This is a genomic window from Oceanobacillus sp. FSL K6-2867, from assembly GCF_037963145.1.
In the GTDB taxonomy this organism is placed as follows: Bacteria; Bacillota; Bacilli; order Bacillales; family Amphibacillaceae; genus Oceanobacillus.
In genome coordinates this window covers 2,457,399-2,483,574 of record NZ_CP150144.1, presented here as the reverse complement: position 1 = coordinate 2,483,574, position 26,176 = coordinate 2,457,399, and the positions used below count along the sequence as shown (strand labels likewise).

At 39.4% G+C, this 26,176-nt stretch carries 27 protein-coding genes; 10 read left to right on the top strand and 17 right to left on the bottom strand.

Going from position 1 to position 26,176, the window contains the following annotated elements; all coding sequences use genetic code 11:
- The first annotated feature begins 41 nt into the window (after nucleotides 1-41).
- The gene (locus NSQ77_RS12190; RefSeq protein ID WP_339226270.1) at nucleotides 42-1,109 is read left to right on the top strand and encodes a hypothetical protein; all 1,068 of its coding nucleotides are present in this window, start codon (nucleotides 42-44) and stop codon (nucleotides 1,107-1,109) included.
- A 465-nt stretch (nucleotides 1,110-1,574) separates the two neighbouring features.
- On the opposite strand, the gene NSQ77_RS12185 is transcribed toward NSQ77_RS12190, so the two are convergent.
- The 8 genes from NSQ77_RS12185 to NSQ77_RS12150 all read right to left on the bottom strand — a co-directional run bounded on the left by NSQ77_RS12185 (nucleotide 1,575) and on the right by NSQ77_RS12150 (nucleotide 8,511).
- Nucleotides 1,575-2,486 (bottom strand): HAMP domain-containing sensor histidine kinase, encoded by a 912-nt coding sequence (locus NSQ77_RS12185; protein WP_339226269.1) that lies wholly within the window; start codon nucleotides 2,484-2,486, stop codon nucleotides 1,575-1,577.
- Nucleotides 2,487-2,505: 19 nt separating this feature from the next.
- Complete coding sequence (locus tag NSQ77_RS12180; protein WP_339226268.1) at nucleotides 2,506-3,177, bottom strand: response regulator transcription factor; 672 nt, start codon at nucleotides 3,175-3,177, stop codon at nucleotides 2,506-2,508.
- 124 nt (nucleotides 3,178-3,301) lie between these two features.
- Nucleotides 3,302-4,081 carry an ABC transporter permease gene (locus NSQ77_RS12175; RefSeq protein ID WP_339226266.1) on the bottom strand — a complete coding sequence of 260 codons (780 nt, stop codon included), beginning with the start codon at nucleotides 4,079-4,081 and terminating at the stop codon, nucleotides 3,302-3,304.
- Entirely contained in the window at nucleotides 4,074-4,991 is a 918-nt protein-coding gene (locus NSQ77_RS12170; protein WP_339226265.1) for an ATP-binding cassette domain-containing protein, read from the bottom strand. Before NSQ77_RS12170 ends, NSQ77_RS12175 begins: the two co-directional genes overlap by 8 nt.
- Nucleotides 4,992-5,211: 220 nt before the next feature.
- Entirely contained in the window at nucleotides 5,212-6,681 is a 1,470-nt protein-coding gene (locus tag NSQ77_RS12165; protein WP_339226264.1) for a hypothetical protein, read from the bottom strand.
- A 428-nt stretch (nucleotides 6,682-7,109) separates the two neighbouring features.
- Entirely contained in the window at nucleotides 7,110-7,397 is a 288-nt protein-coding gene (locus NSQ77_RS12160; RefSeq protein WP_339226263.1) for a hypothetical protein, read from the bottom strand.
- A 31-nt stretch (nucleotides 7,398-7,428) separates the two neighbouring features.
- Nucleotides 7,429-7,839 (bottom strand): Spx/MgsR family RNA polymerase-binding regulatory protein, encoded by a 411-nt coding sequence (locus tag NSQ77_RS12155; RefSeq protein ID WP_339226262.1) that lies wholly within the window; start codon nucleotides 7,837-7,839, stop codon nucleotides 7,429-7,431.
- 57 nt (nucleotides 7,840-7,896) lie between these two features.
- Nucleotides 7,897-8,511: a TetR/AcrR family transcriptional regulator gene (locus NSQ77_RS12150; protein WP_339226261.1), complete on the bottom strand. Its 615-nt coding sequence runs from the start codon at nucleotides 8,509-8,511 to the stop codon at nucleotides 7,897-7,899.
- 419 nt (nucleotides 8,512-8,930) lie between these two features.
- Between NSQ77_RS12150 and NSQ77_RS12145 the strand changes: the two genes are divergently transcribed.
- Genes NSQ77_RS12145 through NSQ77_RS12125 form a run of 5 tightly spaced genes read left to right on the top strand, consistent with a single transcriptional unit; the run spans nucleotide 8,931 to nucleotide 12,918 of the window.
- Nucleotides 8,931-10,040, top strand: coding sequence for an ABC transporter ATP-binding protein (locus NSQ77_RS12145; protein WP_339226260.1), 1,110 nt, complete (start codon nucleotides 8,931-8,933; stop codon nucleotides 10,038-10,040).
- Nucleotides 10,030-10,833, top strand: coding sequence for an ABC transporter permease (locus NSQ77_RS12140; RefSeq protein WP_339226259.1), 804 nt, complete (start codon nucleotides 10,030-10,032; stop codon nucleotides 10,831-10,833). The genes NSQ77_RS12145 and NSQ77_RS12140 overlap by 11 nt, the downstream gene beginning before the upstream one ends.
- Before the next feature lies 1 nt (nucleotide 10,834).
- Nucleotides 10,835-11,644: an ABC transporter permease gene (locus NSQ77_RS12135; protein WP_339226258.1), complete on the top strand. Its 810-nt coding sequence runs from the start codon at nucleotides 10,835-10,837 to the stop codon at nucleotides 11,642-11,644.
- Nucleotides 11,641-12,717 carry an ABC transporter substrate-binding protein gene (locus NSQ77_RS12130; RefSeq protein ID WP_339226257.1) on the top strand — a complete coding sequence of 359 codons (1,077 nt, stop codon included), beginning with the start codon at nucleotides 11,641-11,643 and terminating at the stop codon, nucleotides 12,715-12,717. The genes NSQ77_RS12135 and NSQ77_RS12130 overlap by 4 nt, the downstream gene beginning before the upstream one ends.
- A 30-nt stretch (nucleotides 12,718-12,747) precedes the next feature.
- Nucleotides 12,748-12,918, top strand: a complete 171-nt coding sequence (locus NSQ77_RS12125) for a hypothetical protein (protein WP_339226256.1) — start codon at nucleotides 12,748-12,750, stop codon at nucleotides 12,916-12,918.
- On the opposite strand, the gene htpG is transcribed toward NSQ77_RS12125, so the two are convergent.
- Nucleotides 12,887-14,755: a molecular chaperone HtpG gene (htpG, locus tag NSQ77_RS12120; protein ID WP_339226255.1), complete on the bottom strand. Its 1,869-nt coding sequence runs from the start codon at nucleotides 14,753-14,755 to the stop codon at nucleotides 12,887-12,889. The genes NSQ77_RS12125 and htpG overlap by 32 nt on opposite strands.
- Before the next feature lie 176 nt (nucleotides 14,756-14,931).
- Here htpG and NSQ77_RS12115 point away from each other — a divergent pair, with 176 nt between their 5' ends.
- Entirely contained in the window at nucleotides 14,932-15,642 is a 711-nt protein-coding gene (locus NSQ77_RS12115; protein ID WP_339226254.1) for an NAD-dependent protein deacylase, read from the top strand.
- 71 nt (nucleotides 15,643-15,713) lie between these two features.
- Here NSQ77_RS12115 and NSQ77_RS12110 read toward each other — a convergent pair whose 3' ends face one another.
- On the bottom strand, nucleotides 15,714-16,331 hold the full coding sequence (locus NSQ77_RS12110) for a YpjP family protein (RefSeq protein WP_339226253.1): 618 nt from the start codon (nucleotides 16,329-16,331) through the stop codon (nucleotides 15,714-15,716).
- A 216-nt stretch (nucleotides 16,332-16,547) separates the two neighbouring features.
- Here NSQ77_RS12110 and NSQ77_RS12105 point away from each other — a divergent pair, with 216 nt between their 5' ends.
- The 3 genes from NSQ77_RS12105 (at nucleotide 16,548) to NSQ77_RS12095 (ending at nucleotide 19,491) form a co-directional block, all read left to right on the top strand.
- Nucleotides 16,548-17,420, top strand: coding sequence for an AraC family transcriptional regulator (locus NSQ77_RS12105; protein WP_339226252.1), 873 nt, complete (start codon nucleotides 16,548-16,550; stop codon nucleotides 17,418-17,420).
- 574 nt (nucleotides 17,421-17,994) lie between these two features.
- The gene (locus tag NSQ77_RS12100; protein ID WP_339226251.1) at nucleotides 17,995-19,035 is read left to right on the top strand and encodes a S66 peptidase family protein; all 1,041 of its coding nucleotides are present in this window, start codon (nucleotides 17,995-17,997) and stop codon (nucleotides 19,033-19,035) included.
- Between the two features lie 12 nt (nucleotides 19,036-19,047).
- A complete protein-coding gene (locus tag NSQ77_RS12095) occupies nucleotides 19,048-19,491 on the top strand; it encodes a VOC family protein (RefSeq protein ID WP_339226250.1) in 444 nt (147 codons plus the stop codon).
- Nucleotides 19,492-19,647: 156 nt separating this feature from the next.
- Here NSQ77_RS12095 and NSQ77_RS12090 read toward each other — a convergent pair whose 3' ends face one another.
- The 7 genes from NSQ77_RS12090 to phnM form a co-directional block, all read right to left on the bottom strand.
- Nucleotides 19,648-20,520: an ABC transporter permease subunit gene (locus NSQ77_RS12090; protein WP_339226249.1), complete on the bottom strand. Its 873-nt coding sequence runs from the start codon at nucleotides 20,518-20,520 to the stop codon at nucleotides 19,648-19,650.
- On the bottom strand, nucleotides 20,520-21,305 hold the full coding sequence (phnE, locus tag NSQ77_RS12085) for a phosphonate ABC transporter, permease protein PhnE (RefSeq protein ID WP_339226247.1): 786 nt from the start codon (nucleotides 21,303-21,305) through the stop codon (nucleotides 20,520-20,522). Before phnE ends, NSQ77_RS12090 begins: the two co-directional genes overlap by 1 nt.
- 13 nt (nucleotides 21,306-21,318) lie before the next feature.
- Nucleotides 21,319-22,083 carry a phosphonate ABC transporter ATP-binding protein gene (gene phnC, locus NSQ77_RS12080; protein ID WP_339226246.1) on the bottom strand — a complete coding sequence of 255 codons (765 nt, stop codon included), beginning with the start codon at nucleotides 22,081-22,083 and terminating at the stop codon, nucleotides 21,319-21,321.
- A 94-nt stretch (nucleotides 22,084-22,177) separates the two neighbouring features.
- Nucleotides 22,178-23,218, bottom strand: a complete 1,041-nt coding sequence (locus NSQ77_RS12075) for a PhnD/SsuA/transferrin family substrate-binding protein (protein WP_339226244.1) — start codon at nucleotides 23,216-23,218, stop codon at nucleotides 22,178-22,180.
- Between the two features lie 167 nt (nucleotides 23,219-23,385).
- The gene (locus NSQ77_RS12070) at nucleotides 23,386-24,192 is read right to left on the bottom strand and encodes a PHP domain-containing protein (protein WP_339226243.1); all 807 of its coding nucleotides are present in this window, start codon (nucleotides 24,190-24,192) and stop codon (nucleotides 23,386-23,388) included.
- Nucleotides 24,182-24,901 (bottom strand): ATP-binding cassette domain-containing protein, encoded by a 720-nt coding sequence (locus NSQ77_RS12065; RefSeq protein ID WP_339226242.1) that lies wholly within the window; start codon nucleotides 24,899-24,901, stop codon nucleotides 24,182-24,184. The genes NSQ77_RS12070 and NSQ77_RS12065 overlap by 11 nt, the downstream gene beginning before the upstream one ends.
- A 16-nt stretch (nucleotides 24,902-24,917) precedes the next feature.
- Entirely contained in the window at nucleotides 24,918-26,099 is a 1,182-nt protein-coding gene (phnM, locus tag NSQ77_RS12060; RefSeq protein WP_339230998.1) for a phosphonate metabolism protein PhnM, read from the bottom strand.
- Nucleotides 26,100-26,176: the final 77 nt, after the last annotated feature.

The following is a 26,176-nucleotide window of genomic DNA, read 5'->3' as shown; positions in this document are numbered from 1 at the left end:
AAGACGAACGCAGACTGAAAACAGATGGGAGATAGAATTGTATGAGGAAAATATTGCAGCTCGGCAGTGCCTTCGTAGGTGTCATTGTTGGTGCTGGATTTGCATCTGGGCAGGAGATTTTACAATACTTCACGAGTTTCGGGCTCTCCGGTATTATTGGAGCTGTCATCGCAACTGCGTTATTCGCCTATCTTGGTATGGTTTTAATGCAAATTGGCAGCCGAATGCAGACCATCTCTCATCGGGATGCCATTTATAAAATTAGTGGGCGCTATCTAGGAATTGTCATTGACTATATCATTATATTTACGCTTTTTGGCGTTGGAGTCGTTATGATTGCGGGAGCTGGTTCGAATCTTAACCAGCAATTCGATTTCCCTTATTTTGCAGGAACGAGCATAATGGCTATTCTCGTACTTATTGCTGGAATGGCTAAGGTAGATCGATTTGTAGCTATTATTGGCAGTATCACACCGTTTTTAATTTTAATCGTTATTATCCTGTCGATTTATAGTGTACTGTCAATCGATAATACATTTTCCAATCTCAATTCGGTTGCACTGGAGCAGCCGACGACACTGCCAAATTGGTTTATTTCGGCAATTAATTACGTTTCATTTAATATTGCCGTTGGCGCTTCGATGTCGCTTGTGATGGGCGGAGCCCAGCGCAATGAAAAAACTGCAGCTCTCGGCGGGCTTATTGGCGGATTAGGAATAGGGATTCTTATTATTTTAAGTCACCTTGCGATTTTCTCAAAAATCGACCTTGTCCAAGGATATGATATGCCTATGCTGCAGCTCGCAAATCAGATTTCACCAATATTGGGCTTTTTCATGGCTATCGTTTTATTCGGGATGATTTTTAATACAGCAGCAAGCATGTTCTTCTCATTTGGCGCGCGATTTGTCGAAATGGGAACACCGAAATTTAAAGTTTTCCTTATTATCATCTTAACAATTGCCTATTTATTAAGCTTTGTTGGATTTAAAGACCTTGTCAGCTACTTTTATCCACTTATCGGCTATCTCGGGTTATTCCTTATTGGAGCATTAATTGTCGCCTCAGTTCGAATGTCTAAGCTGGAAAGAAAAAATGAAAGACAGTAGGAGGCAGAACAAAAGTGCAAGCGCCCGGTTAGCGACGCACGGACTGCGCCCCGTACTTTGGGGTGGTTCGACTTGTCGAACATTCTTACGTAGGAGATAGAGGAAACATGCCCCTTTAGGGGTATGCCGATGTTAGGCGCAGCCTGATTTTAATCGGCCATCCTTTTCCCCAGAGTTGATGCCCGATTTCACCACAAGGGTATAAGTGCGACTAGGCCTCCGACACAGCCAGTCGGCAAGTCTTCTTTAGATTGTCATAAGGTGAGGGAAGTCTCGTTGGGCGCTGGAGCTGGAAGTGGCTCCTCCGGTATCTAAAGTTATCCACAGCATTCAAATTTTATAGTTTCCTATATAGCAAAAAAGCGAGACGATTGAAATAAATTCAGTCTCGTTTTTTCGCTATTCTTTTTTCATCTTAACTGGCACTTTAATGTCATCTGTTATTGCCTCATTGAATAAAATACGTCAAAATTGACTTCTGTTCACAGGAAGACGAACCGTAAGGATAAACCACTCCCCATGCAACGCAGCGTCCATCTTTCCATTCATTTTTCCAACTAATTTTTTAGACAGATACAGCCCTAACCCACTGGCTTCTGTATTCGTTCTGCTGGCAACCTCTGTATAAAAACGCGTAAATACTTTTTCTACTGCTATTTTACTATCTGTTTTAATATCATTTTTGATGGTAAACAGGATATTCTCTCCTTGTTTATCATAGCTGATTATCGCTCTGCTTTTGGCATAACGTATTATATTTTGGATGACATTTTGGATAACGCGTATTAACAAGAACTCGTCAGCAATAATTTGATAGTTGTGCTGTTGGTGTTCAGGAAAGTGGAGCTCTATTTGTTTTTCCTGCAATTGATCATAAAAGGAGAGAACGACTTCCTCTACCAAATTAGATAATGCTATGGAAGAGAACACTATTTCCTTTTGATCGGTTTCAATGCGGGCCAACTCATAAAAATGATCGGTCATCTTCATTAAACGATCAACGGACTGTTTAATAATTGAAATATAATGCTGCCGTTTCGTTTCGTCTGTCGTCACTTGCAATAGCTGAACATAACCATTAATCGACGTTAATGGTGTTCTGAGATCATGGGAAAGCCCAGCGATGGTTAGCTTTACATTCTCTTCCATTTGCTTTGCTTGACGACTTTTCCCATCAAAAGCATCAATCATCTGATTTAGTCCATCAATTAAGTCAAGCAATGCCTTATCCCGAAAATCAAGCGAGAGTCTTGTACCAAAGCTGGAACGTTCCGGGAGCTCCTTGACCTCCTGCCTCAATTTCTGAAGCTCTCGCTTTAAAAAGTAAACATAAAGAAAGAGCACAAATGCTATGAAGACAAAAATCCACCCCCACATCACATTCACGCTCCTTTCGTTAATCAAATTTGAAGCCTATGCCCCAGACCGTTTGAATATAGTTTGTATCAGCCTGATTCAATTTATTTCGCAAATTGCTGATATGCATATTAATTGTTTTATCACTATTAAAAAAGGGTTCATTCCAAATGCTTTCATATATATTCGCACGGCTGAATACCTTTTGCGGATGCTCTATTAATAAGAGTAGAATCGCATATTCACGTCCTGTTAAATGAACCGCTTGATCATTGACTTTCACTTCACGGGTATCTAAATTTACCTGGATATCTTTATAGCGGATTTCCTTCATATCGCTGAAGACCACCTTTGCTGCATGGCGCAGCTGAATACGAATACGTACAAGCAGCTCCTTAAGATCAAAAGGCTTTGTAATGTAATCATCAGCACCATTTGTCAGAAGATCCAGTTTCGAAGCTTGGTCATTTTTAGCCGAGATCACAATTACTGGTATCATGTTCACTTTCCGAAGCTCCTTCAGAAAAATTCCACCGTCCATCCCTGGAAGCATTAAATCTAACAGGATAACATCTATTTGATTTTGTTCCACCAGCAATTTTCCTTCTGTTCCTGAATAAGCACTTAAGGTGTTGAAGCCTTGCAGTGCCAAGGCCTCTTTTATCAAGGAATGAATTGTATGATCATCTTCAATAATTAATACTGTTGCCATCCTATCGACCTACTTTATTCCGCATTAACAGACTGGAATACCCCAAATCTAAGCAGAAGCATACACAAGATAACAAGATGTGCGCTGGAAAACAGCCTATAGATTCCTGTTTCTGTTTATAGTTTTACTTTATGTCTGTTCGTTTAAACAGAAGTATTCCTAATCCTGATGATAACACAATGGTAATAATACTCACTACAATCATTCTTGGAATTTCAGCGATATCTGCGGGGCTCACAAAATAAAAGTAAAATAGAAATGTTTCTGTAAACCAGAATGTGACATAACCAAAGTTTTCGGTATGCTGAAAAATTTCTGGGAGAAACCCAGTGGCGATCGTGTAAAGGAAACACCACACGATCGTGATGCTACTATTTTTTGTTAGAAAGCTAATCATGACATAAATCGATACATTCGCCAAAATTAATAGGTAAAGCACACTAAAGGATTGAATGGCATAATGAATATAATTCGTAATTCCATCAACCTCTCCAAAGCCAAATACAACTGTATAGCTAGCTATTCCAATCACTGTCATTCCAAGTACACCAATAAAAGCAAAGATTGCTGCTGCGAGGAATTTTGATATATAATAATGTACTCGACTTCGTCCTAAGGACAGCGCATTACGAATCGTTCCATTCTGAAATTCTTCCCCGATAAATAAGCTAATAAACACAATCAACACCAATAAAATAGTAAGTCCATTCTTTTTCATCATTAAGATTCCTGTCGCTCCATTAATGACCGTATCAATCATCTGAACGAGCTCTGTCCCATGGTGAACAGTTAGCTGGCTATTTATAACTTGTATAATAGGAAGAATAAATAGGATAGCTAAGGCAATCCATAATTTTTTGCTCCGATACATTTTTATTTTTTCAGCTGCTAAAAGATTAAACATTTTTTGTTCCTCCAGTTAATTGCAAGAAATAATCTTCGAGTTTTTGTCTCGTGGTTCCAATTCGGGAAACTTTTACGTTCTCTAGAGCCAATGCATGATTGATTGCAGCAACATCGTCTAATTGCTCATAAATATGAATTTCGATTCCATTGCTCACTTCATAGTCCTGGATCCCCATTTCATCAAGTACAACGACAGCTTTTTCCACTTCTGTTGTTTCTACTTCTATATATTGCCGCGTAACCCGTGCTAGGTCTTCTTTTGAAAGCTCATTTATAATTTTCCCATCATGTAAAATACCGTAATGTGTAGCAATCTGAGATAGTTCGTCAAGCAAATGACTTGAAAGCAAGACTGTAATTCCGCGTTCTGTCACCAATCGCAGAATCATATCCCGCATTTCGACAATACCTGACGGATCCAAACCATTTGTCGGCTCGTCCAATATTAAGAACTCAGGATTCGTAATTAATGTTGATGCAATTGCCAAACGTTGTCGCATACCTAACGAAAAGTTCTTCACCTTCTTCTTTCCTGTATGTTCCAAGTTCATCAGGTCGAGCAAATCATCAATCTCCCTTTCACCAACACCACCATTTGCCGCTTGTACTCGCAGGTTCTCTCGAGCTGTCAAATCAGGGTATAGGGCTGGTGTCTCAATGGATTGCCCCATCTTTCTTCTCGAACACTGCAGCCCTTTCCTGCTCGTTTTTCCAAACAGCTCAATGTCACCCCCATCAATTGCAATCAGCCCCATCACAGCGCGCATAAAAGTGGATTTCCCTGCGCCGTTTTCCCCGATTAATCCATATATCATTCCACGCTGAATTTCAACTGTCACATTATCCAGTACCTTGTGTTTTCCATATATTTTTGAAACATTTGTCGCTTTTAGAATAATATCTGCCATACACAAACACCCTCTCCATATTGATACATTTAGGATAAGCAACAAGTATAAAGAAAAAGTCTGGAAAAGTATAAAAAAAGTGTAAAGATTGTTACTAGGTTAATATGCTCCTATGTTTCCAACGAATAATAAGACCGATTAATTTAAAACAAATTGAATTGAGAAATTTAATTAAACCAAATAGGACGATATATGCCATCCACATATACCGTCCTATTATTTATTTGCTTTTCTCTTTCTGCTTATGATTTTCATACAGCAAAAAATTCGAGTTGATTTGATCACTATCCGTTAACATGCTTATTAAATAGCTGTACGTCTCTTCTATTTTCTCCGATAAATAATTCGTACGTTCGAATAAAACACTCCGAAAATCTCCTAGCTGCCTTACAATCTTTTCCGTCAACGCTTCCTGATTTTCCATCCGTTTCTCTATCTTCTTGTTTGACTCGCCATGAACAGCTATTTGCTCTGACAACTGCTTGTGAAGATCGGTTTGTTTTTCAACTTTTAATGCCAGCTGTCCATTAGCTTTGGCTACTTTTTTCATCATTGCTTTATGATTTTCCAATTGTTCCCCTATCTTCTTATCCGATTCACTCTGAGCTGCCAGCTGTTCTGAAAACAGCCCATGAAAATCAGATTGCTGATCCACCTTTAATGCAAGCTGTTCATTTGCTTCGACAATCTTTTCTGTTATAGCTTCCTGATTTTCCATTTGCTTCGCTATTTTCTTATCCGAATCGCTTTGAGCTGCCAGCTGCTCTGACAACTGACCATGGAAATCTGCTTGCTGATCCATTTTCAATGCAAGCTGTTCATTTACCTGCGCAATTTTCTCCGAAAACGCTTCCTGATTTTCCATTCGCTTCTCTATTTTCTTATTCGAATCGTATTGGGCTGCCAGCTGCTCTGACAAATGGTCATGGAAATCTACTTGCCGATCCATCTTCAATGCAAGCTGTTCATTTGCTTCTACAACCCTTTCTCTTAATGTTTCCTGGCTTTCTAAAATCTGCTTATTCAGCTCTCCCTGAATTGCCAGCTGCTCTGACAATTGTCCGTTAAAATCAGATTGCTGATCCACTTTCAATGCTAGCTGTTCATTTGCCTCGGCAATCTTCTCTGTTATAGCTTCCTGATTTTCCATTTGCTTCTCTATTTTCTTATTCGAATCGCCTTGAACTGCAAGCTTCTCTGACAAATGGTCATTAAAATCTGCTAGCTGATCCATCTTCAATGCAAGCTGTTCATTTGCTTCGGCAACTACCGCAAGCTGATTTGCAATTCCTTGATAAGAGGAATTTATCTGGCTCCATTGTTCTCTAACTTCTTGGTCTGTTAATTGATCTGCTTTGATTAGTTCTTGAAGTTTTATATTATCTTTTTCCAGCAGCTTCAAGTAGCTTACAACTTGATTTTCCATGCGTTCATGATGTGCATTAAACTGTCGCAGCTTCTGTATTTCTGCTTCTATTTGCGTCCATTTATTTTCATTTTCATCATACTGCTGTTCATACAATGTTCTAATCCCAAGAAGTGTACGCGCAAGCTTTTCATTGATGCGTTGCTGTTCCTTTACCATTTCTGATACATGATTTTGCACGAAAAGGGTTTGGTTTTTCCCTTGGAGTTTGTCGCGGCTTTTATACATGTTCTTATGGTTTTTATCATTAATGTATAGTCCCATCCATTTACACCCCTTATTTATTCCTGTATTAGTCTATGCACAAATACGATGTTAGGAACTAACAAATTGAACGGCTTGCTGTCACCAATACGCACGGATAGCACAAAGCACTTTCATTCTTGATGATTATTTATATGTGTCTAAAGGCATAGAATTAAGTTATTCGATATAAGGAATTATTGGTAACAGCTATAGGACATAATAAAACAGCTATTCCTTATTTGGAATAGCTGTTATTTTGAAGTATTAGATTTTTAAAGGTAGGTAGGTATTAATTGATTTGCTTGTAATCACGGTATTCACTGAAGGTTTTGGTTAGTGAACACGTGCAGTTATGAAAGCAGGAATATGTATAATTCGCTACTTACTGAAATTGCTGCGGTTATTCTTATTAATAAAGAGGTGATGTTCATAAGGTGGTATATGTATTATAATGTTTTCCGAAACTCCTTGAACGCTTCAACAAATGCCTTGGGAGAGGATCTGACGATATAAGGATATACCCCATTATTAGTGTGTAAATAGAGCAACCCCCCATCATCGCCTATAAACCGATAGGAAATATCCAGCACATCATAAACCTTAAATTCCCTGTACTGCGTGACAATTTTATCGTCGTACAAATACATGGTGCGCTCTTGTTCCGTATGTTTTTGCTCCGTACTGTTTACTTCACGTACTACCTTGCTATAGGTCTGTTTTGCTATCAGGCTCACATTAGACACTCCTGCCCTTCCTATGGAAATATTAACCTTTTGCTAAACTGAGATGATCCATTCTCCATTGCAGCCACTGATATTCACGAGTTTTCCTTGGCAGAAACTGACGAATATCGTCCTCGTGATAGCCAACCTGCAATCGCTTATCATCCACCATAATAGGACTTCTCAATAATCGAGGATGCTTTTGAATAAGCTCTAGCAGTTCCTGTAATGGCAAGGATTCAATATCCAGGTTTAAATCCTTATAAACTTTCGATCGTGTTGAAATAATTTCGTCTGTTCCCTCAACTGTCATCCTTAAAATACTTTGCAACTCATTGACAGTGAGCGGATCTTTTATCACATTTCGCTCCTTGTAATGAATCCCTTGTCTTGAAAACCATTGTTTTGCTTTCCTTGTCGAAGAACATGCAGCTCCATAAATTGTAACTGTCATTTATCATACCCCATTTTCTATAGATTTTAGTACATGCATTCCAATTTAAGTGGTAAATTACTTGTACAAACCCTTTTTGAGCAAATTCATTTCAATAATAAAGTTCTCCAGGGCTTCTTCCTTTGTCATATTTCGTGAATACTTTTCCACCAAATTGCGAAAAGTAACCGACGTAATAATTTGGATAATATGATAGAACTCATCTTCATCAGATATATTTAAACACTCTTTATTGATGAGTGGCGTTATTTCTTTTAGCCTGTTGGTATCAATTTGCTTTTCATCAAAGATCCTTGTAAATACATCCTCTATTTCATGTGTCACATTCAGCAGGGCATTCTTTAAAAAGTTATAGCCATCCTCTGTCTTCTTTTCCTCAAGCATAAGCTGGAATAGCTCCTTGAATGCTTCAAAAATATCCCCATTATACTTATTCAACGAAGCAATAAATTTATCCTGCCTTTTATTCCACTGCTCCTCCAATAAAAAATAATAGGCGTCCTCTTTATTCTCGAAGTATTGATAAAAACTTCCCCTCGGAATCTCTGCAGCTTTTACAATGTTTGAAATGGAGGCTTGAGACAATGGAACTCTTGAAAACTCTGCTTCTGCTGCTTTGATTAATTTGTTCCGCTTCATCTCCGGTAGATTAAAAAATGTAAGTTTAGGCATTTCCTTCCTCCATATTTCTTGCTTGTGACATCATGTCATGTTGTTCTATTTTTATATTAAATGACACATTGTCATGTGTCAATAACTTTCATGACATCGTGTCACTTTTATCCATAAAATTTGTCTATTTTTTGACGATGAATTCCATCACTTAACATCCTCGCGATAAACACATTTTATTCGCTAAAAAAAGTAATTTCTTTTTTCGGCTTTTCATGTATAATTATCTCGAATCTGAGAAAAAGTGAACAAAAACGAACAGCGGAAGCACCGCTGGCAGTACCGGAGTCGTGATAAGGCAAATCAACCTTTAGACTTCTATACCCTGTTCATCTAAACGTTAATCTTGTCGATTAACAGACATTTCAAATTCCATGAACTAAACTGCATGATGTCATTTTTATATAAAGGAGATTGCTATGACGAATACTGCTATTATTCAATTTCATAATGTTACGAAGCAATATGATCAGGATCCGCCTGTATTGAATCAGGTCAGCTTTGAAATAGAAAGAGGAAAATTTTATACCTTGCTCGGCCCCTCCGGCTGCGGCAAAACAACAATACTTCGCTTGATTGCTGGTTTTACAGAAGCAACTTCAGGTGATATTTATTTTAACGGGAAAAAAATTAACCATATTCCTGCTAATAAACGCCAAGTAAATACAGTGTTTCAGGATTATGCACTTTTTCCACACTTAAATGTATTTGAAAATGTCGCTTTTGGACTGCGCATTAAGAAAATGAAGAAAACGGAAATTGCAGCAAAAGTAAAAGAAGCTCTAAGCTTTGTGAATCTTTCCGGTTATGAGGACCGGGAAATTAAGGAGATGTCCGGCGGTCAGCGCCAGCGTGTGGCTATCGCCCGTGCGATCGTGAATGAACCGGAAGTAATTCTCCTTGATGAGCCTTTGTCCGCGCTTGACTTAAAGCTCCGTTATCAAATGCAATATGAATTGCGTGAGCTGCAGCGCAGACTCGGGATCACATTTATTTTTGTCACACATGACCAGGAAGAAGCACTTGCCATGTCTGATGAAATTTTTGTTATTAATAAAGGAAGGATTCAGCAAAGTGGTACACCAAACGATATTTATGATGAACCTATCAACCGATTTGTCGCTGACTTTATTGGTGAGTCCAATATCGTAAAAGCAACCATGATTGAAGACTTCCTTGTCGCATTCGGTGGAGGTAAATTCGAATGTGTTGACCAAGGGATGAACCCGAATGAAGCCGTTGAAGTCGTAATTCGTCCAGAGGATTTACAGATTACATCGTTTGAGAATGGCATGCTGCAAATTGAGGTATATTCCCAGCTTTTCCGCGGTGTGCATTATGAAATCACCGGTCTTGACCAAGAAGGCAATGAATGGCTTGTCCAGTCAACGAAAAAGGCAACAGTTGGTGATAAAATCGGGCTTCACTTTGAGCCAGAATCCATTCACGTTATGCGTTTTAATGAAACGGAAGAAGATTTTGACCGCCGTTTAGATTCTTATTCGGAGGGGGAAACTGATGGAAAATAAAAGCTCGCGCAATTTGTATATGGTCCCATATGCTCTTTGGATCATTTTATTTGTTATTGCACCGATTCTACTAGTACTGTATTATTCTTTCTTTGATATTGAAGGCAATTTTTCCCTAGTCAATTATAAAAATTTCTTTACGCCTGTTTATTTGCAGATGACGTTAAGCTCATTTTGGTATGCTTTTCTAATTACAGCAATAGCGCTTATTATTGCTTATCCGACAGCATATTTACTGACACGAACAAAGCATAAACAACTTTGGTTATTGTTAATCATTGTTCCATCATGGATTAACCTATTGTTAAAAGCCTATGCATTTATTGGGATATTCGGAACCTATGGTGCTGCAAACAGTTTTCTGGAGTGGGTTGGTATCGGCTCCCGACAGCTATTGTTTACCGATTTCAGTTTTGTATTTGTTTCCGTGTATATTTTTATTCCATTTATGATTTTGCCGATTTTCAATGCATTGGATAACTTAAATCCAAGCCTGCTGTATGCAGCGAAGGATTTAGGGGCTTCAGGGTGGACAACATTCCTTAAAGTTATTTTTCCGTTAACGATTGACGGGGTGAAGTCAGGCATCCAAGTTGTATTCATTCCTGCTCTATCCCTATTCATGCTGACACGCCTGATTGCCGGAAACCGTGTCATCACACTAGGTACAGCAATCGAACAGCACTTTCTTGTTACACAGGATTGGGGAATGGGATCAACCATTGCCGTATTTTTAATCCTTATTATGTTCCTATTTATGGGCTTAACAGGATTTAGAAAGCGAGGTGCGTAATATGGAGAGAAAATCATCCTTTGCCTCGAATATCTTTTTGATTCTTATCTTTTTTATCCTATATGCACCGATTTTCTATTTGATTTTTTATTCATTCAATAGTGGCGGTACAATGAGTGGATTTGAAGGTTTTACATTGGATTGGTATAAAGAGCTGCTCCATGATACGAGACTTCTTATTATTGTTTTAAATACATTGGTTATCGCACTGTTATCTGCACTAATTTCCACTGTGATTGGAGTTTTCGGAGCAATTGGAATTCAAGCATATAAAAGAAGACAAACGAAAAACACGTTGCTTGCATTGAATAATATTTTGGTTGTCAGTCCAGATGTTATTATTGGTGCTTCCTTCCTTATTTTATTTACGATGGCAGGAATTCAGCTTGGCTTCTATTCGGTGTTATTGTCCCATATCGCATTCAGCATCCCGATTGTTGTGCTGCTCGTTCTGCCAAAGCTTATGGAAATGAGCCCTACTTTAATTGATGCTGCCCGTGATCTTGGTGCGAGTCAATGGAATGTGCTGACAAAGGTTATTTTGCCGTACATTGCTCCTGGTGTATTTGCCGGATTCTTTATGGCATTAACTTATTCTTTGGATGACTTTGCGGTTACTTTTTTTGTAACAGGAAATGGGTTCTCTACCCTTTCGGTTGAAATATACTCGTTAGCAAGAAGAGGTATTTCCTTAAACATCAATGCACTTTCAACGCTATTATTTGTCGTAACCATTGTGCTTGTTGTTATATATTACTACTTCACCCAGCGCAGCAGCAGTGGTACGAAAGGGGTTGACTTTAGAAGATGAAGAATCTTTTCAGGGCATTCCTTGCTATTGTAATTGTTTCTGTCATTCTGATTGCTGCAATCAATCGATTAAATACATCCCAAGGTTTTTCTGGCAGTGATACGTTGACTGTCTATAACTGGGGCGATTATATTGATGAAGAATTAATCAGCCGTTTTCAGGAGGAAACAGGGATCACGGTTATTTATGAAACATTTGATTCTAATGAGGCGATGATGACGAAGATTCAACAAGGCGGTACTTCCTATGATGTTGCCGTCCCTTCGGAATATATGGTTCAAAAAATGGCCGAAGAAAATTTACTGCTCGAGCTTGATCATTCGTTGTTGCCGAACATAAAGCATTTGGATGAACGATTTTTGAACCTGGCGTTTGACCCTAGCAACCGTTATTCTCTTCCTTACTTCTGGGGCACGGTTGGAATTGTGTATAACCCAACATTACTACCAGAAGGAACAGAGATCACCAGCTGGAATGATTTATGGAATCCCGAATTTGAAAATCAAATCTTATTGATTGATGGTGCCCGGGAAATTATGGGCATGGGGTTAAACAGCCTTGGCTATTCATTGAATGATACCAATCCTGCCCATTTACAGGAAGCTTTAACTAAGTTAAAAGAGCTTACGCCAAATGTGAAGGCAATTGTCGGTGACGAAAACAAGCTTCTTATGCAAAACGAGGAAGCAGCCATTGCTGTCGGCTGGTCTGGGGATGCAGCAGATATTATGTGGGAAAACGAGGATATTGATTATGTTGTTCCTGAGGAAGGCTCGAACCTCTGGTTTGATAATTTCGTGATTCCAAAGACAGCCACAAATGTTGAAGCAGCACATCAGTTTATTAACTTTATGATGGACCCGGAAGTAGCTGCGCAAAACACAGAATATGTCAGCTACTCTACGCCGAACAAAGAGGCATTGAATTATATGCCCGAGGATATGGTGGAAGATGAGCGATTCTATCCAGCACCAGATTTAACAGAACGTCTTGAGGTTTATGAAAACCTTGGACAGCAGAACTTGGCTTATTATAATGAACTGTTTTTGCAGTTAAAAATGTATCGGAAATAAATTTGGTGAGATGACGCCAGGGATTAGTCCTTGGCGTTTTTTTGGGGTGGTGCTGTTTCAGAACGAGATGGTGCTATGTTTTGGCGACGTGGTGCTGTTTCGGAACGAGATGGTGCTGTTTGCCGTAAATGCAAATCAGGCTCCTGCATGATGCAGGAGCCTGATAATGTCACACCATTACTTTACAAATATCATTCGTAAAGTCAACTGGGTCTTCGATTGGCAGTCCTTCGATGAGGAGTGCTTGGTTGTAAAGAAGGTTTGTGTATAGATTCAATTTATCTTTATCTGCATTTTTCAGCGCCTGGAAGATTTCATGATTTACATTGATCTCTAGCACTTTATCAGCCTTGATGTTTTGGTCATCTGGCATTGCGTTAATGATTTTCTCCATTTCAATCGAGATTTCACCGTCAGCAGTTAATACAACAGGATGTGATTTTAATCGTTTGGATGCGCGTACTTCTTTTACTTTGCCCGCCAAAATTTCTTTCATTGCTGCGAACAGATCTTTATTTTCTTCCTGCGCTTCTTCCGTCTTATCCTTTTCATCATCCTCAATACCTAAATCACCGCTGGATACAGACTTAAATTCTTTTTCTTTATAATTCATCAGCATGCGGATAGCAAACTCATCGATTTCGTCGGTAAAGAATAGAATTTCGTAGCCTTTGTCTGCAACAAGTTCTGTTTGTGGCAGTTTTTCAATTCGTTCTACAGATTCACCAGTTGCATAGTAAATATATTTTTGGTCTTCTGACATTCGGGATACGTACTCATCCAGTGTGACGAGCTTCTTCTCTTTTGAAGAATAGAATAATAATAGGTCCTGCAGCAAGTCTTTGTTTTGTCCAAAGTCGCTATATACACCGTATTTCAGCTGTTGACCGAATGATTTAAAGAATTTCTCATATTTCTCACGATCATCTCGCAAAATACTTAGTAACTGCGATTTGACTTTCTTATTGATGTTTTTCGCAATTAGCTTCAGCTGGCGATCATGCTGGAGCATCTCTCTTGAAATATTTAATGAAAGGTCTTCGGAATCTACCATCCCTTTAACAAAGCTGAAATAGTCTGGAAGCAGATCTGCACACTTATCCATAATCAGAACACCATTGGAATAAAGCTCAAGCCCTTTTTCATATTCTCTCGTATAGTAGTTATATGGTGCATTTTCCGGAATATATAGAATCGCATTATAACGGATCGTACCATCGACATTAATATGGATATGCTTTAATGGCTTGTCATAGCCGTAATGCTTCTCATTATAGAAATTCTCATAGTCCTCGTCAGTGAGCTCACTTTTATTCTTTTTCCAAATCGGAACCATCGTATTGATTGTTTGTTCATGGATAACATCTTCATACTCATCCTCTGACCCTTCTTTCAGCTTACTTTCTGTAATATCCATTTTAATTGGATAGCGGATAAAGTCAGAGTACTTTTTGATGATTTGTTTCAGGCGATATTCTTCCAGAAATTCATCGTAGTTTTCATCTTCTTCATTCTCTTTGATTTCTAATATGATTTCTGTACCAACCTCTGCTTTTTCCGCAGGGGTTATGGTATAGCCATCAGAGCCTGTTGATTCCCATTTATATGCTTCATCACTTTCAATTGACTTACTGATTACTGTTACTTTATCAGCTACCATAAATGCCGCATAGAATCCAACACCAAACTGACCGATAATATCATGGCCGTCTTTAATTTCATTCTCTGTTTTAAACGTGTGGGAACCACTTTTTGCAATGACACCAAGGTTCTCTTCCATGTCTTCCTTTGTCATCCCAATTCCAGTATCCGTAATTATTAATGTACGTGTATCTTTATTCGCATCGACTTTTATGTAATAGCTGTCTTTATTAAAGGTGAGCGAATCATCTGTAAGTGCCTTGTAATAGATTTTGTCAATGGCGTCACTCGCATTGGAAATAAGCTCTCGCAAAAAGACTTCACGCTGTGAATAAATAGAGTTGATAACCATGTCTAATAGTTTCTTCGATTCAGCTTTAAATTCCATCTTGCTCATATTTTCCATCTCCTCTTTTAAATTTAGCACTCTAAGTCATTGAGTGCTAATCCCTAATCATTTAATAACATATCCCTTTTTTGATGTCAATTATAATAGCTGTTGTATAATGGAACTGATCATTATTGAATCGGAGGGAATCAAATACTGATCATTATTGAATCGGAGGGAATCAAATGTTGAAGGAATGGTTGCATACAGCTAACTATCCTGTTGTCTTCACTGGTGCGGGGATGTCAACCGAAAGTGGACTGCCAGACTTCCGCTCATCGAAACAGGGACTTTGGCAGAAAAAGGATCCTAGTAAAATTGCTAGTACGGATGCGTTAAATAATAATGTGCATGAATTTATTGCATTTTATCGCGAACGGGTACTTGGCGTGAAAGAATACCACCCACATAAAGGTCATTTCATTTTAGCGGATTGGGAAAAACGCGGAATTATCCAATCGATTATCACTCAAAATGTCGATGGATTCCATCAGCTAGCAGGCAGCAAACGAGTTGCCGAGCTTCACGGCACTTTGCAAAAACTGCATTGTGAATCTTGCGGAAAAGTTTATGACAGTAAGGAATATATTAAAAGGGAATACCACTGTTCTTGTGGCGGGATTTTGCGACCTTCTATTGTGTTGTTTGGTGAAACTTTGCCAGCGGATGCGTTTCAATTGGCTTTAGAAGAAGCGGAACGGGCTGATCTATTTATTGTACTAGGTTCCTCGCTAAGCGTTACACCGGCAAACCAATTTCCCCTCATCGCAAAGGAAAGCGGAGCTAAAATGGTGATTGTTAATCAAGAAAGGACTGAGCTTGATTATGCTGCAGATGAGGTTATTCGTGATCGGAAAATTGGGGAGCTGTTGGAGGTACTGAATGGAACTCCATAAAAAAATATAAGCTGCTTTCCCATTGTTAAATTGTATCTAACAACGGGAAAGCAGCTTAAGTGTTTTACTTATTAAGCCATCCATTTCGGCGGTGTGTTTTTATCCCAATAAATTTCCCCAATATCGTGGTGCTCCTTAAATCCATCACTGCTGACGTGGTAATGGAAATTGAAATAGTGGCCTTCTAATGGACGGTTATCCCGGCGCACATGGAACTTTGCAATATCTTTCCCTCTTCTTTCGTCATATACATTAAAAATTCGTTCACCATAGCCTTCTGCAGGGTTTTCTGTAATTGCAAAATAAGCGTAATTATCTGTACCAGATTCGTCTAAAATAGAAGCTAAGACTGCTTCAATGTTCGGTAAAATAATGTCTGTGAACTCTGTTTCTACTTGATTGGCAATTTTAGGACCAAACTTGGTGATCGCTTGCTCCCTGGCCATTTGCGTTAGTTCCCTTACAGCCATTTCTTTCGGGTTCGTTTCAACTATAGGTGCCGTTATTGTATAATCGATTTCTTCCCTTAACTCCGTTACAGGGCTTGAAAGATTATTGATATCTGCCCCTGAAGAAAAAGCGTCTTCATTTTCTTCTGCATCAATCTCTAGCAGGGCAGTCGGACTGTACATTCCTAATGTGAAGATAGTTACTAAGACAACAGCTAGTTTTCTCATCCAAAATTTCATCGAATCTCACCTACTTATGTAACTTCCTAGTTTAATTTTAACATGTTATCTGGACAAGTCTATGCCATATTTCATTTTTACTAAAATTTTACACAATTCCCATTTAAGAAAGATGTGCATGCTATTATAGTTGTACAGTACCCTGCCAAATCGGGCACATAATGTCGGGTCGATCCACTCGCTTCTTGCTATTCTATCCTTGAAGGAGGTCATCGCATGGATTCGCTAAAAAGAATGAATGAAGCCATTCAATATATGGAAGAAAACCTGCAAAGTACAATTGACTATAGAAAAGTTGCTCAAATTGCTCATTGTTCGGAATATCATTTTAAGCGTATGTTTTCCTTTCTCACTGGTATTCCACTCTCGGAATACATTCGACGCAGAAAGCTTTCAGCCGCAGCCTTTGAGCTTCGAGATAAAAACGTAAAGGTTATTGATGTCGCAATCAAATATGGCTATCGCTCACCCGATGCTTTCGCAAGAGCATTTCAAACCTTGCATGGAATCCCGCCATCTGAGGCGAAAACGAATGGAAAAGCACTTAAAGCTTTTCCACGAATGACCTTCCAATTAACGATAAAAGGAGGAAGTGAAATGGAATATAGAATTGAAGAAAAAGAAGCCTTCCGTATTGTTGGCCTTAACAAAACTATACCAATACAATTTGAGGGTGTTAATCCTGAAATTGCTGCTATGTGGAAGAGTTTATCAAAGGATAAAATTTTACAATTGAAGGTTTTATCCAATATCGAGCCACACGGGCTTATTTCCGCATCTACAAATTTTTCAGAAGAACGCATGGAGGAAAAAGGTACGCTCGACCATTACATTGGCGTTGCAACAACAGAGGAATGCCCGGATAACTTTACCAAGCTTGAAGTCTCTGCAACAACTTGGGCGGTTTTTGAAGCAATTGGCCCCTTTCCTGACACCCTACAAAATGTCTGGGGCCGAATCTATTCTGAATGGTTCCCGTCTGCAAATTATGAGCAGGCAGAAGGTCCAGAAATTCTCTGGAATGAATCTAAAGATGTCGCATCTCCGAATTTTAAAAGTGAGATATGGATACCAATTTCGCTGAAGTAAATAACAAGATGCTGGACTTTATGTTCCGTCTTTTTGTACTTATAGAGCATTTCAGCTCAACTGCTTTAAACATATTCTAATTGGGAACCTTAGCTTTTTCTTCTGTACTCAGCAGATTTAATTTGTCCACATTAACAATCCCAATTATCTTTTTTAAAAAATAAGACAAACTAATCATCAAAGGAGGGATTTAGATGTCAGGCAGACCGAAATCCAAAAATAAAAGCAAGGAAGAATTGAATAGGTTAAAAAAGGAGAATAAGACTGGTGTTAAATTGCATGGGCCGAACCGTCCATCCCCATAATTGTTGATCAAAAGGAGCTGCTGTATGCAGCTTCTTTTTTGCCTTTTTCATCATTATTAAAGGGTTATTTTATCTGAATAGCGAATATCTTACGAAGATGTTTAAACGAATCTTTTTTAAAGCAATGGGGGACTGATCTTGATCAGCAATCTTATAGGGGCGATTTATATTCCTGACTTATATGACCCGGATGGCAATCAACTACAAGTATGTTATTGGGAATAACAATACATTGCTAACTTGAAATATCGAGGAGAGGATTAAAAGATATGAAAACATTATTGATAAAACCGAATAAGCTGCAGCCCGGTGACAAAATAGCAACTGTCAGCCCTTCTTGGGGTGGTGCTGGTGATGAATCCCTAAGATGGCGCTATGAACAAGGTGTCCAACGACTAAAGAATGTATTTGGTCTAGAAGTGGTCGCTATGCCAAACAGCTTAAAGGGATCTGATTATCTCTATGCATATCCAGAGGCGCGAGCAGAGGATTTGATGACGGCATTTAGTGATAAAAGCATTAAAGGGATTATCGCTAATATTGGCGGGGAAGAAAGCATTCGGCTGCTGCCCTATATCAACTTCGATACGATTAGTGAAAATCCGAAAATATTTATGGGATACTCCGACGTCACAATAGCACATTTATTTTGTCATAGAGCTGGAATTTCGTCATTTTATGGTCCGTCCATCTTAACGGATTTCGCCGAGAATATCACGATGAACCCTTACACCATAAAAAGCATCCGCAGTACAATTTTCTCTCATGAAAAAATTGGAGAAATCAAGCCTGCCGACGAGTGGACGAGTGAATTTTTAGCTTGGGACATTGAAAATAAAGATATTCGGAGGAGGATGCAACCAAATTCTAATTATGAAATACTCCAGGGTACTGGTGTTGTACATGGAAGGTTGATTGGCGGGTGTATGGATGTCCTTGAGTTTGCAAAAGGTACTGTGCTTTGGCCAGAAATGAGCTATTGGGAAGACTGCGTTCTTTTCTTTGAAACGTCAGAGGAGCAGCCTAAGCCTGATCTGATTAAATATTGGCTGCGAAATTATGCTGCTCAAGGTATTTTACAGAATACAAATGGTATCCTTTTTGCCAAGCCTCATGATGAAATGTATTACACTGAATATAAGGAAGCAATACTGACAGTTATGCAGGAATATGGATTAGAGGACTTGCCAATTCTTTATAATATGAACTTTGGCCACACCGAGCCAAAATTCATTCTTCCATATGGGGTACAGGCTGAAATAAATTGTGATGAGGCTAGCTTCTCGATTATTGAAAATGCTGTAGAGTAAGGAGATGATTGAATGAATCGGTTAAATTTAATCACATTAGGTGTAAAGGACATGGTAGAATCGTTAGCGTTTTACCGTGATGGGCTTGGATTTGACGTAGTGGTCTATGGCGAAGAATCCGATCCGGAAGTTATTTTTTTCAATAATGGCGGAACAAAAATATCCTTGTTCCAAATTGATCGGTTAGCTAAAGATATTAACGAAGAAAATCCACCGGAGGTCAGCACTGGTTTTGGCGGGATTACGCTGGCATATAACGGGAAATCCAAAGAAGAGGTAGATGAAGTTTTTGCCATTGCCAAAAAAGCAGGAGCTAAGATTGTAAAGTCACCTGAAATTGTGTTCTGGGGCGGATATAGCGGCTATTTTCAAGATCCAAATGGTTTTTACTGGGAAGTTGCTTATGGAGAAAACTGGCAATTTGATGACAATGATATGTTGATTTTGAAGGAATAAAAGCAGTGGAATTAACACTTCCACTTTTGAAACTGTAGTTTTACAGCCTTTATTGTATGATAAAAGCCGCTTAGTTTCAGGGAAATCTATACTAAGCGACTTTTACTCTCAATTAAAATTGTTGACTCAGCTTTTGCATAATCCAATTATAAACACTCAATTTCTCACTGCTGCCGGGAAATAACGATTTTTCAATCGTGTTGAAACGATCTCTAAAATTATTGCGATAACGAGAATGGCATACGTGATAAATCCTACTTCGCGCAAGTCAAAATAAAACCCTGAAGCCATAAAAAGCTCAAAGCCAATACCGCCTGCTCCTGCCGCGGCCCCCATTGCTACAGCAACACCGAAGTTAATTTCAAATCGGAGAAAGGTCCAGGATAATAAATAAGTAAAGGTAGATGGCAGAACTCCATGTGTCACTACATGCCACCAGTTTGATCCGGTTGCACGCATTGCTTCCAGGATACCAGAATCAACCTCTTCAAATGACTCCGAAAAAGCTTTCACTAAATAGGCAATCGAGTGAAACAGCATGCCAAGTACAGCGGCTTCACTTCCAAGTCCAGCAGCAATTGCAAAAATGAGCACCCATAATACTGTTGGAACCGCCCGTATAAATGCAACGACAACACGTACAGCCTTTGATATCCATGGTTTTGAAAGATTTTCAGCCGCGAGAAAGGCTAGTAGTAGGGCGATAATCGCTCCAATCACTGTTGCTAATACACCTAAACCAACCGTAATGCCGATTTGATGGAACGCCTCTCCCCAGCTGAAATGACTTAAAGAAGGCTCTAAAAACATTGTCTTTAAATTATATGCTGTTTCCGTAATCGCTCGCTCTAACTGCAACCCGGTATAGTTAAAGAAAAAGAAGGCCATAACAGTTAACACAGACAGCATCGCAATCGTCCACTTCGTTACAAGCTCCACCTTATTTCCAGCTTTAATATTGATTCGACCAGTTCGCGTCCGTTTTATGTAGGATTGCTTTGGCTCGGCCCCTCCTCTTATTGCTTCCATTATAAAATCACCTTCCGTATCCGGTTTGAAATCAGTTCAATGATGATGACAGTAATAACAATCGTAAAGGTTACAAGTGTTACTGCATTGTAGTTTAGTGATTTATAATACAAGTCGAATGTATACCCAATTCCTGTTCCCGTTAAAATCCCAACCAAGGTAGCACTTCGGATATTTGTCTCAATCATAAATAAGATCCAGCTCAGCATTTGGGGCAGGCTTTGCGGAATGACCGCCTTGTTTACGATTTGTGCATACGTAGCGCCAGTAGCCTGCAATGCTTCCACAGCACTTTGACTGGCCTCATCAATAGATTCGATAAATGCCCTTGTTAAAAATCCAAGCGTACCTACGAATAAAGCTAAAAAACCAGTTAGGGAGTTTTGCCCAAATGAAATCAGTAAAATGAGTGACCAAGCAACGACTGGGATGTTTCGTGAAAATGAGGCAATCAATCGAGCAATCACACTGAAAACATTATTTACTTTCGTTGTTTTCGATCCCATTAAACCTAAGAACAAGGAAATAATTGCCGCAAGCGTTGTTGCTGCTATTGACATAAAAATTGTCTCATTAAGCTTCTCTAAAATGATCGGAAGTCTTTCCCATGTTTCGGGCGTAATCCAGAGATTCTCAAAAATCCAGCCTAATGCTTTTGGCAATGTAGCGATACTATCGAAAAAATTAAATTCAGTAATGGCTGCTGACAAATACGTGATGCCAATAATGATAATTAAGAAAACTGTTGTAATCCATCTGCTTCTTCGTATCGCCTTTTCATTCACGCTAAATTGCTCCTTATACCGTAATTAATTCCCGTTTTTCTGTACCATAAATATGGTTAATCCGTTCTTCAAGCAGTAAGGCGCTCTTTCCATCAAATACAATTTCACCTTTTCTAAGCCCAATAATTCGATCAGAATAAGCTTGAGCAACCTCAACTTGATGGAGATTTACCAGACAGGTGATGCCAAGGTCATTTGTGATTGACTTTAAGTGATCCATTATAATCTTGGAAGAATTGGGGTCCAAAGAGGCAATTGGCTCATCACAGAGGATAAGCTTCGGATCTTGGATTAGAGCCCGGCAAATTCCAACACGCTGCTGCTGGCCACCACTTAACTGATCACAGCGCTTATACGCATGTTCTTCAATTCCAAGCTTTTGAAGCAGGAAAAATGCTTGCTCCTTTTCTTCTTCACTGAATCGCCCCAAAACACCTTGTATAGTCGTTTTATAGCCAAATCTGCCATGGAGCACATTTTCAATCACCGTTAGACGCGGTACCAGGTTATAATGCTGGAATACCATCCCGATATCCGTACGCAATTTCCGCAAGTCTTTTTTCTTTAAAGATCCAACATCCAGATTGTTGAAGATTACTTTTCCTTCATTTATTTCAACCATTCGATTGATGCATCGCAATAAAGTAGATTTCCCTGCACCAGATGGACCAATAATTGAAACGAATTCACCAGCTTCCACAGAAAAATTCACATCTTTTAACACTTTTGTTTCGGAATTATACGATTTCCCTAGATTATTTACTTGCAGTAATGACATGCTTTTTCCGCTCCTTTTAGATTTTGTCATCTTTTTAGGAAAATAGAGCATGCATTCACATTACATGCACACTCTATCTCCATGTGTAATCTGCCTATTCTGAAAGCTCACGAATTGGGTCAAACCAAGAATCTTCCACAGGGATAAATCGCTCTTCACCTGATTTAAAGAATAACCCAGACTCACCAGAATCCTCTGGTACAAAAATTTGTTCATTGTTTGCTATTTCATCTGAAGCAAATAACTCTTGTAAAATATCAAAATCCTCTTGTCCCAACACATCTAAATTTGCTGCAAACGGTGCGTTCAGTACTGGAGTGACACTCATTAAGATAAATTCACTTCCAGCAACTGTATTGAATGGCTCTGCAGCATCGTCCTTCACGCGATATACTGCTCCAGGTGTATTCGCTTCGCCTTCAACAAGCTCAACATAGCTTTCCACACATGTATCACAGAATGCTGCTACCTCAACAGAATTATTTAAAAGGTTAACTGCGGAACCCTGATGCGACCCACCAAAGAGTACTTGAGAGAAAAATGGCCCGCCTTCCATAAGGTCTTCCCCAGTTAAATCGGCATATTCATCCTGCTCACTGAAATATTCAACAATACTTGACGACGGAACGACAAACCCTGAAGTTGAACTGTTTGATACGAAAGAAAAAGGTTTATCTACGATTGTATCAAGCGAAAACTCACCATCTACTTTGAAATTGTCTTGTTCATCCATGTTTACCGCTAACCAGCTATGATAAATAGCATCGTCCAATGTACCTGATTCACCAGATGGAACAACTAAAGGTTGTACAGCATCATTTCCGTTTTTAGCTTCAATGTACCCAACTGCACCCATAAATGCGACATCGGCATTATTATTAACAAGGGTTTCAATTGCAATTGCATAATCGGTTGTAAGATGATGTTCGACTTTCTTGTCTGTTGCCTCTTCGATCACTCGTCCAATTTCATCACGTGAAGATTTCATATCATTACCAGATTCATTCGGGTACCAAACAATATCAATGACATCATCTACTTCTCCATCCTCACCTGAAGCTGTTCCGCCTGAACAAGCTCCAAGCATAGCAAGTACTAAAACGAGCATTCCTACTAAATACCAGTTCTTCTTCATGAATGAGTTCTCCTTCTCCTTAAAAATTTAGATGTGCAGCATAAGCATTGTTAAAGGATTGTTGACTTTTAATTTAACCCCTACCTGCACAGCTACTATTAAAACATAATTTTCCTGGAAAAAAGGTCTATTTACAATGTTTTAATAGTAACTTAAGAAAATTCAAACTATCTAAACAATGGACTGATCTGACTTGTTATATCTCCTACCTGAATATGTGTTCCAAATGAACCATGATAGTCAGTTCCGCCAGTCATCAGCAACTGATAGCGTTCTGCTAATGCTTCAACCATTAGTACGTCCTGTTCATCATGGTCCATATGATTACGTTCAATCCCCGCTAATCCTATTTCTGCAAGCTCTGGTATCAGATCATAAGAATCCAATTGCCCAGGATGTGCAACGACAGCAACACCTCCATCAGCAACCACTGCATGGACAGCATCAAACGCATCAGCATATTCAATATCTCCAGCTGCCGGGCCATCTCCTTTAAAGAGCTTCCTGTAAAGCGATTGATAGGCTGCGGATGAGAATGAAGCATTCGTCAGCTGCTGCATGACATGCTGCTTATAAACCGTTTCACTCGGCTTTGCCGCTTCAATGATTGTTGTTACATCGAGCGAATAGCCAGCTTGGCGTATCTGCTCGATTTGCCAAAGCGTGTGTGCATGACGACGTTTTAAGAGCGGATTACAAAGCTGTTTGATATGACCTGCATTTGGCTGATAGTTATATCCAAGAATATGCACTTTACGATTTCGCTTAAAGTCATATGCGGAAATCTCAATGCCAGGAATGATTATAATTCCGTAATGCTCTCCCAATCGCTGTGCTTCCAGCAATCCAGCTGTCGTATCATGATCCACAAAGCTAAGATGTGTTACACCATTCAATTGTGCTTCACGCATTACTTCCTCAATCGAATCCGATCCATCCGAATACGTGCTATGCACATGTAAATCAGCTTTCATTTGCCACACCTGCTCCAGCAAGAAGCTTACCAGCCCGCATATCGTAAACCTTATCGCAGAGTCCCTCCATAAATTCAATATCATGAAAAATCCCTACAAGCGTTGTACCATTCGCTTTTAATTTTTCAATAATTTGCCGTACCTTTAGCTTTGACTGATAATCCAAGCTTGCGGTCGGCTCATCAAGTAATAAGAGTCTTGGTTTTTTTACCGTTGCCATCGCAATATTTAATCGCAGCTTTTCTCCACCAGAAAAAGTGTTCGGGTACGTATCCCATAGTTTTGGGTCCAATTCAAAATGGGTAAGTGCCTTTTCCGCCTCAATCTGTGCAAGCGATTCGGTTTCTCCCATCTCAAGGAGCGCCTTTTCCACAAGCTGTCTGGATGTCGTTCGTGGCATCACATTTAAAAATTGGGACACATAACCGATCTCATATTTCCTTAAGTAAAGCATTTGTCTTTCCGTTGCTTTGCATAAATCAATCCTTCCAAACCGTGCAGAATCATACATAACTTCGCCCGCATCTGGTAAATAAGAGCGGTAAATGCTTTTTAAAACAGTCGATTTTCCGCTGCCACTCTTACCAACAATCCCAATAAATTCACCTTTCTCGATTGAAAAATTAACCTGTTCTACTGCTTGCATTGTTTTATTTAAATGATGGATTGTAAACCTCTTGCCAAAATCATTCACGTCAAGCATTGTCATGTTAGCTGCCCTCCCTTTAGTTCAATCGGTAGTTCGTCGTCGTGATAACTGCGCCACCCACCATTGTCATGGTCAGCATTGGATAGCCATCATCCATTCGCTCAATTATTAAAAGATCTGCCTTTTTACCAGGCTTAATGGAGCCAGTCTCATTATCCATCCTTACCGCTCTGGCTGGATTAATCGTGACCATACGAAATATCTCGTGTAAATCATAATGATGTTTTTCGTGTAATTCGAAGATTGCATGGAGTAATGCAGCCGGATAATAATCACTGCAAAGAATATCAATACAGCCATGCTTGATCGCTTCTGCTGCTGATAAGTTTCCTGAGTGCGAGCCGCCCAGCAGCACATTTGGAGCTCCCGCAACTGTTTGCAATCCCATTTCCTTTGCCTTTTTAGCAACCTCCAATGTAATCGGAAATTCACTGATCGTCGTTCCAAAGGATTTTACTAAATCGATCTTAGCAACATCATCATCATCGTGGGAAGCAACGGCAATTCCCTTTCCTAAAGCGATCTCCGCAACCTCTTTTATTTTTTCAATTGTCATAAAGGTGCTGTTTTGGCGTTCTGCGATGATCGTTTGCACATCGGAATCAGAGATATCGCGATAGCCTTTTAACGTTTCCCGGTAAACTTCTAAATCTCTGTATTGCCCTTGACCTGGCGTATGATCCATAAAGGATAATAAATGCACCTTGTCATTTTCAATATTTTCAACAAGTCGATCCACTTCATCGATATTATCGATTTCAAAGCGTGCATGCAGGCGATGGCGAATCAAGCGCAATTCATTGTGTGTCGAATCTATCGCATCGACTAAACGCTGAACATTTGTCGGGTAGCGCATTGGTTTATGGGTAAACACATCCTCGCGATAAAAGGACAGCGAATGGAACATCGTCGTAATCCCATGGCTGATTAAGATTTTTTCCGCCTCCCGCAAGCTGATATTGACATCCATCATGCTTGTAGGCCGTGGTGAAACAATCCCTTCAATATAATCGGAATGGATGTCGATAAACCCTGGAGAAATATATCCTCCACCTGCATCAATCAGCTTTGCAGCCGGGTAGTCAGACAGTCTATCTTCCGGGATGATTTCCTGAATGGTTTCACCGATCACAACCACTGCATGACCTTCTAAAATTTCATTTTCTGTTACGATGTTTCCATTATGAATGATTTGCACCATCAACGTTCCTCCCTATAGATAAGAGCTTGAAGTTCAAAAGGACCGAGAAGTTCGAGGCAGCTTAGCTCTCCGTA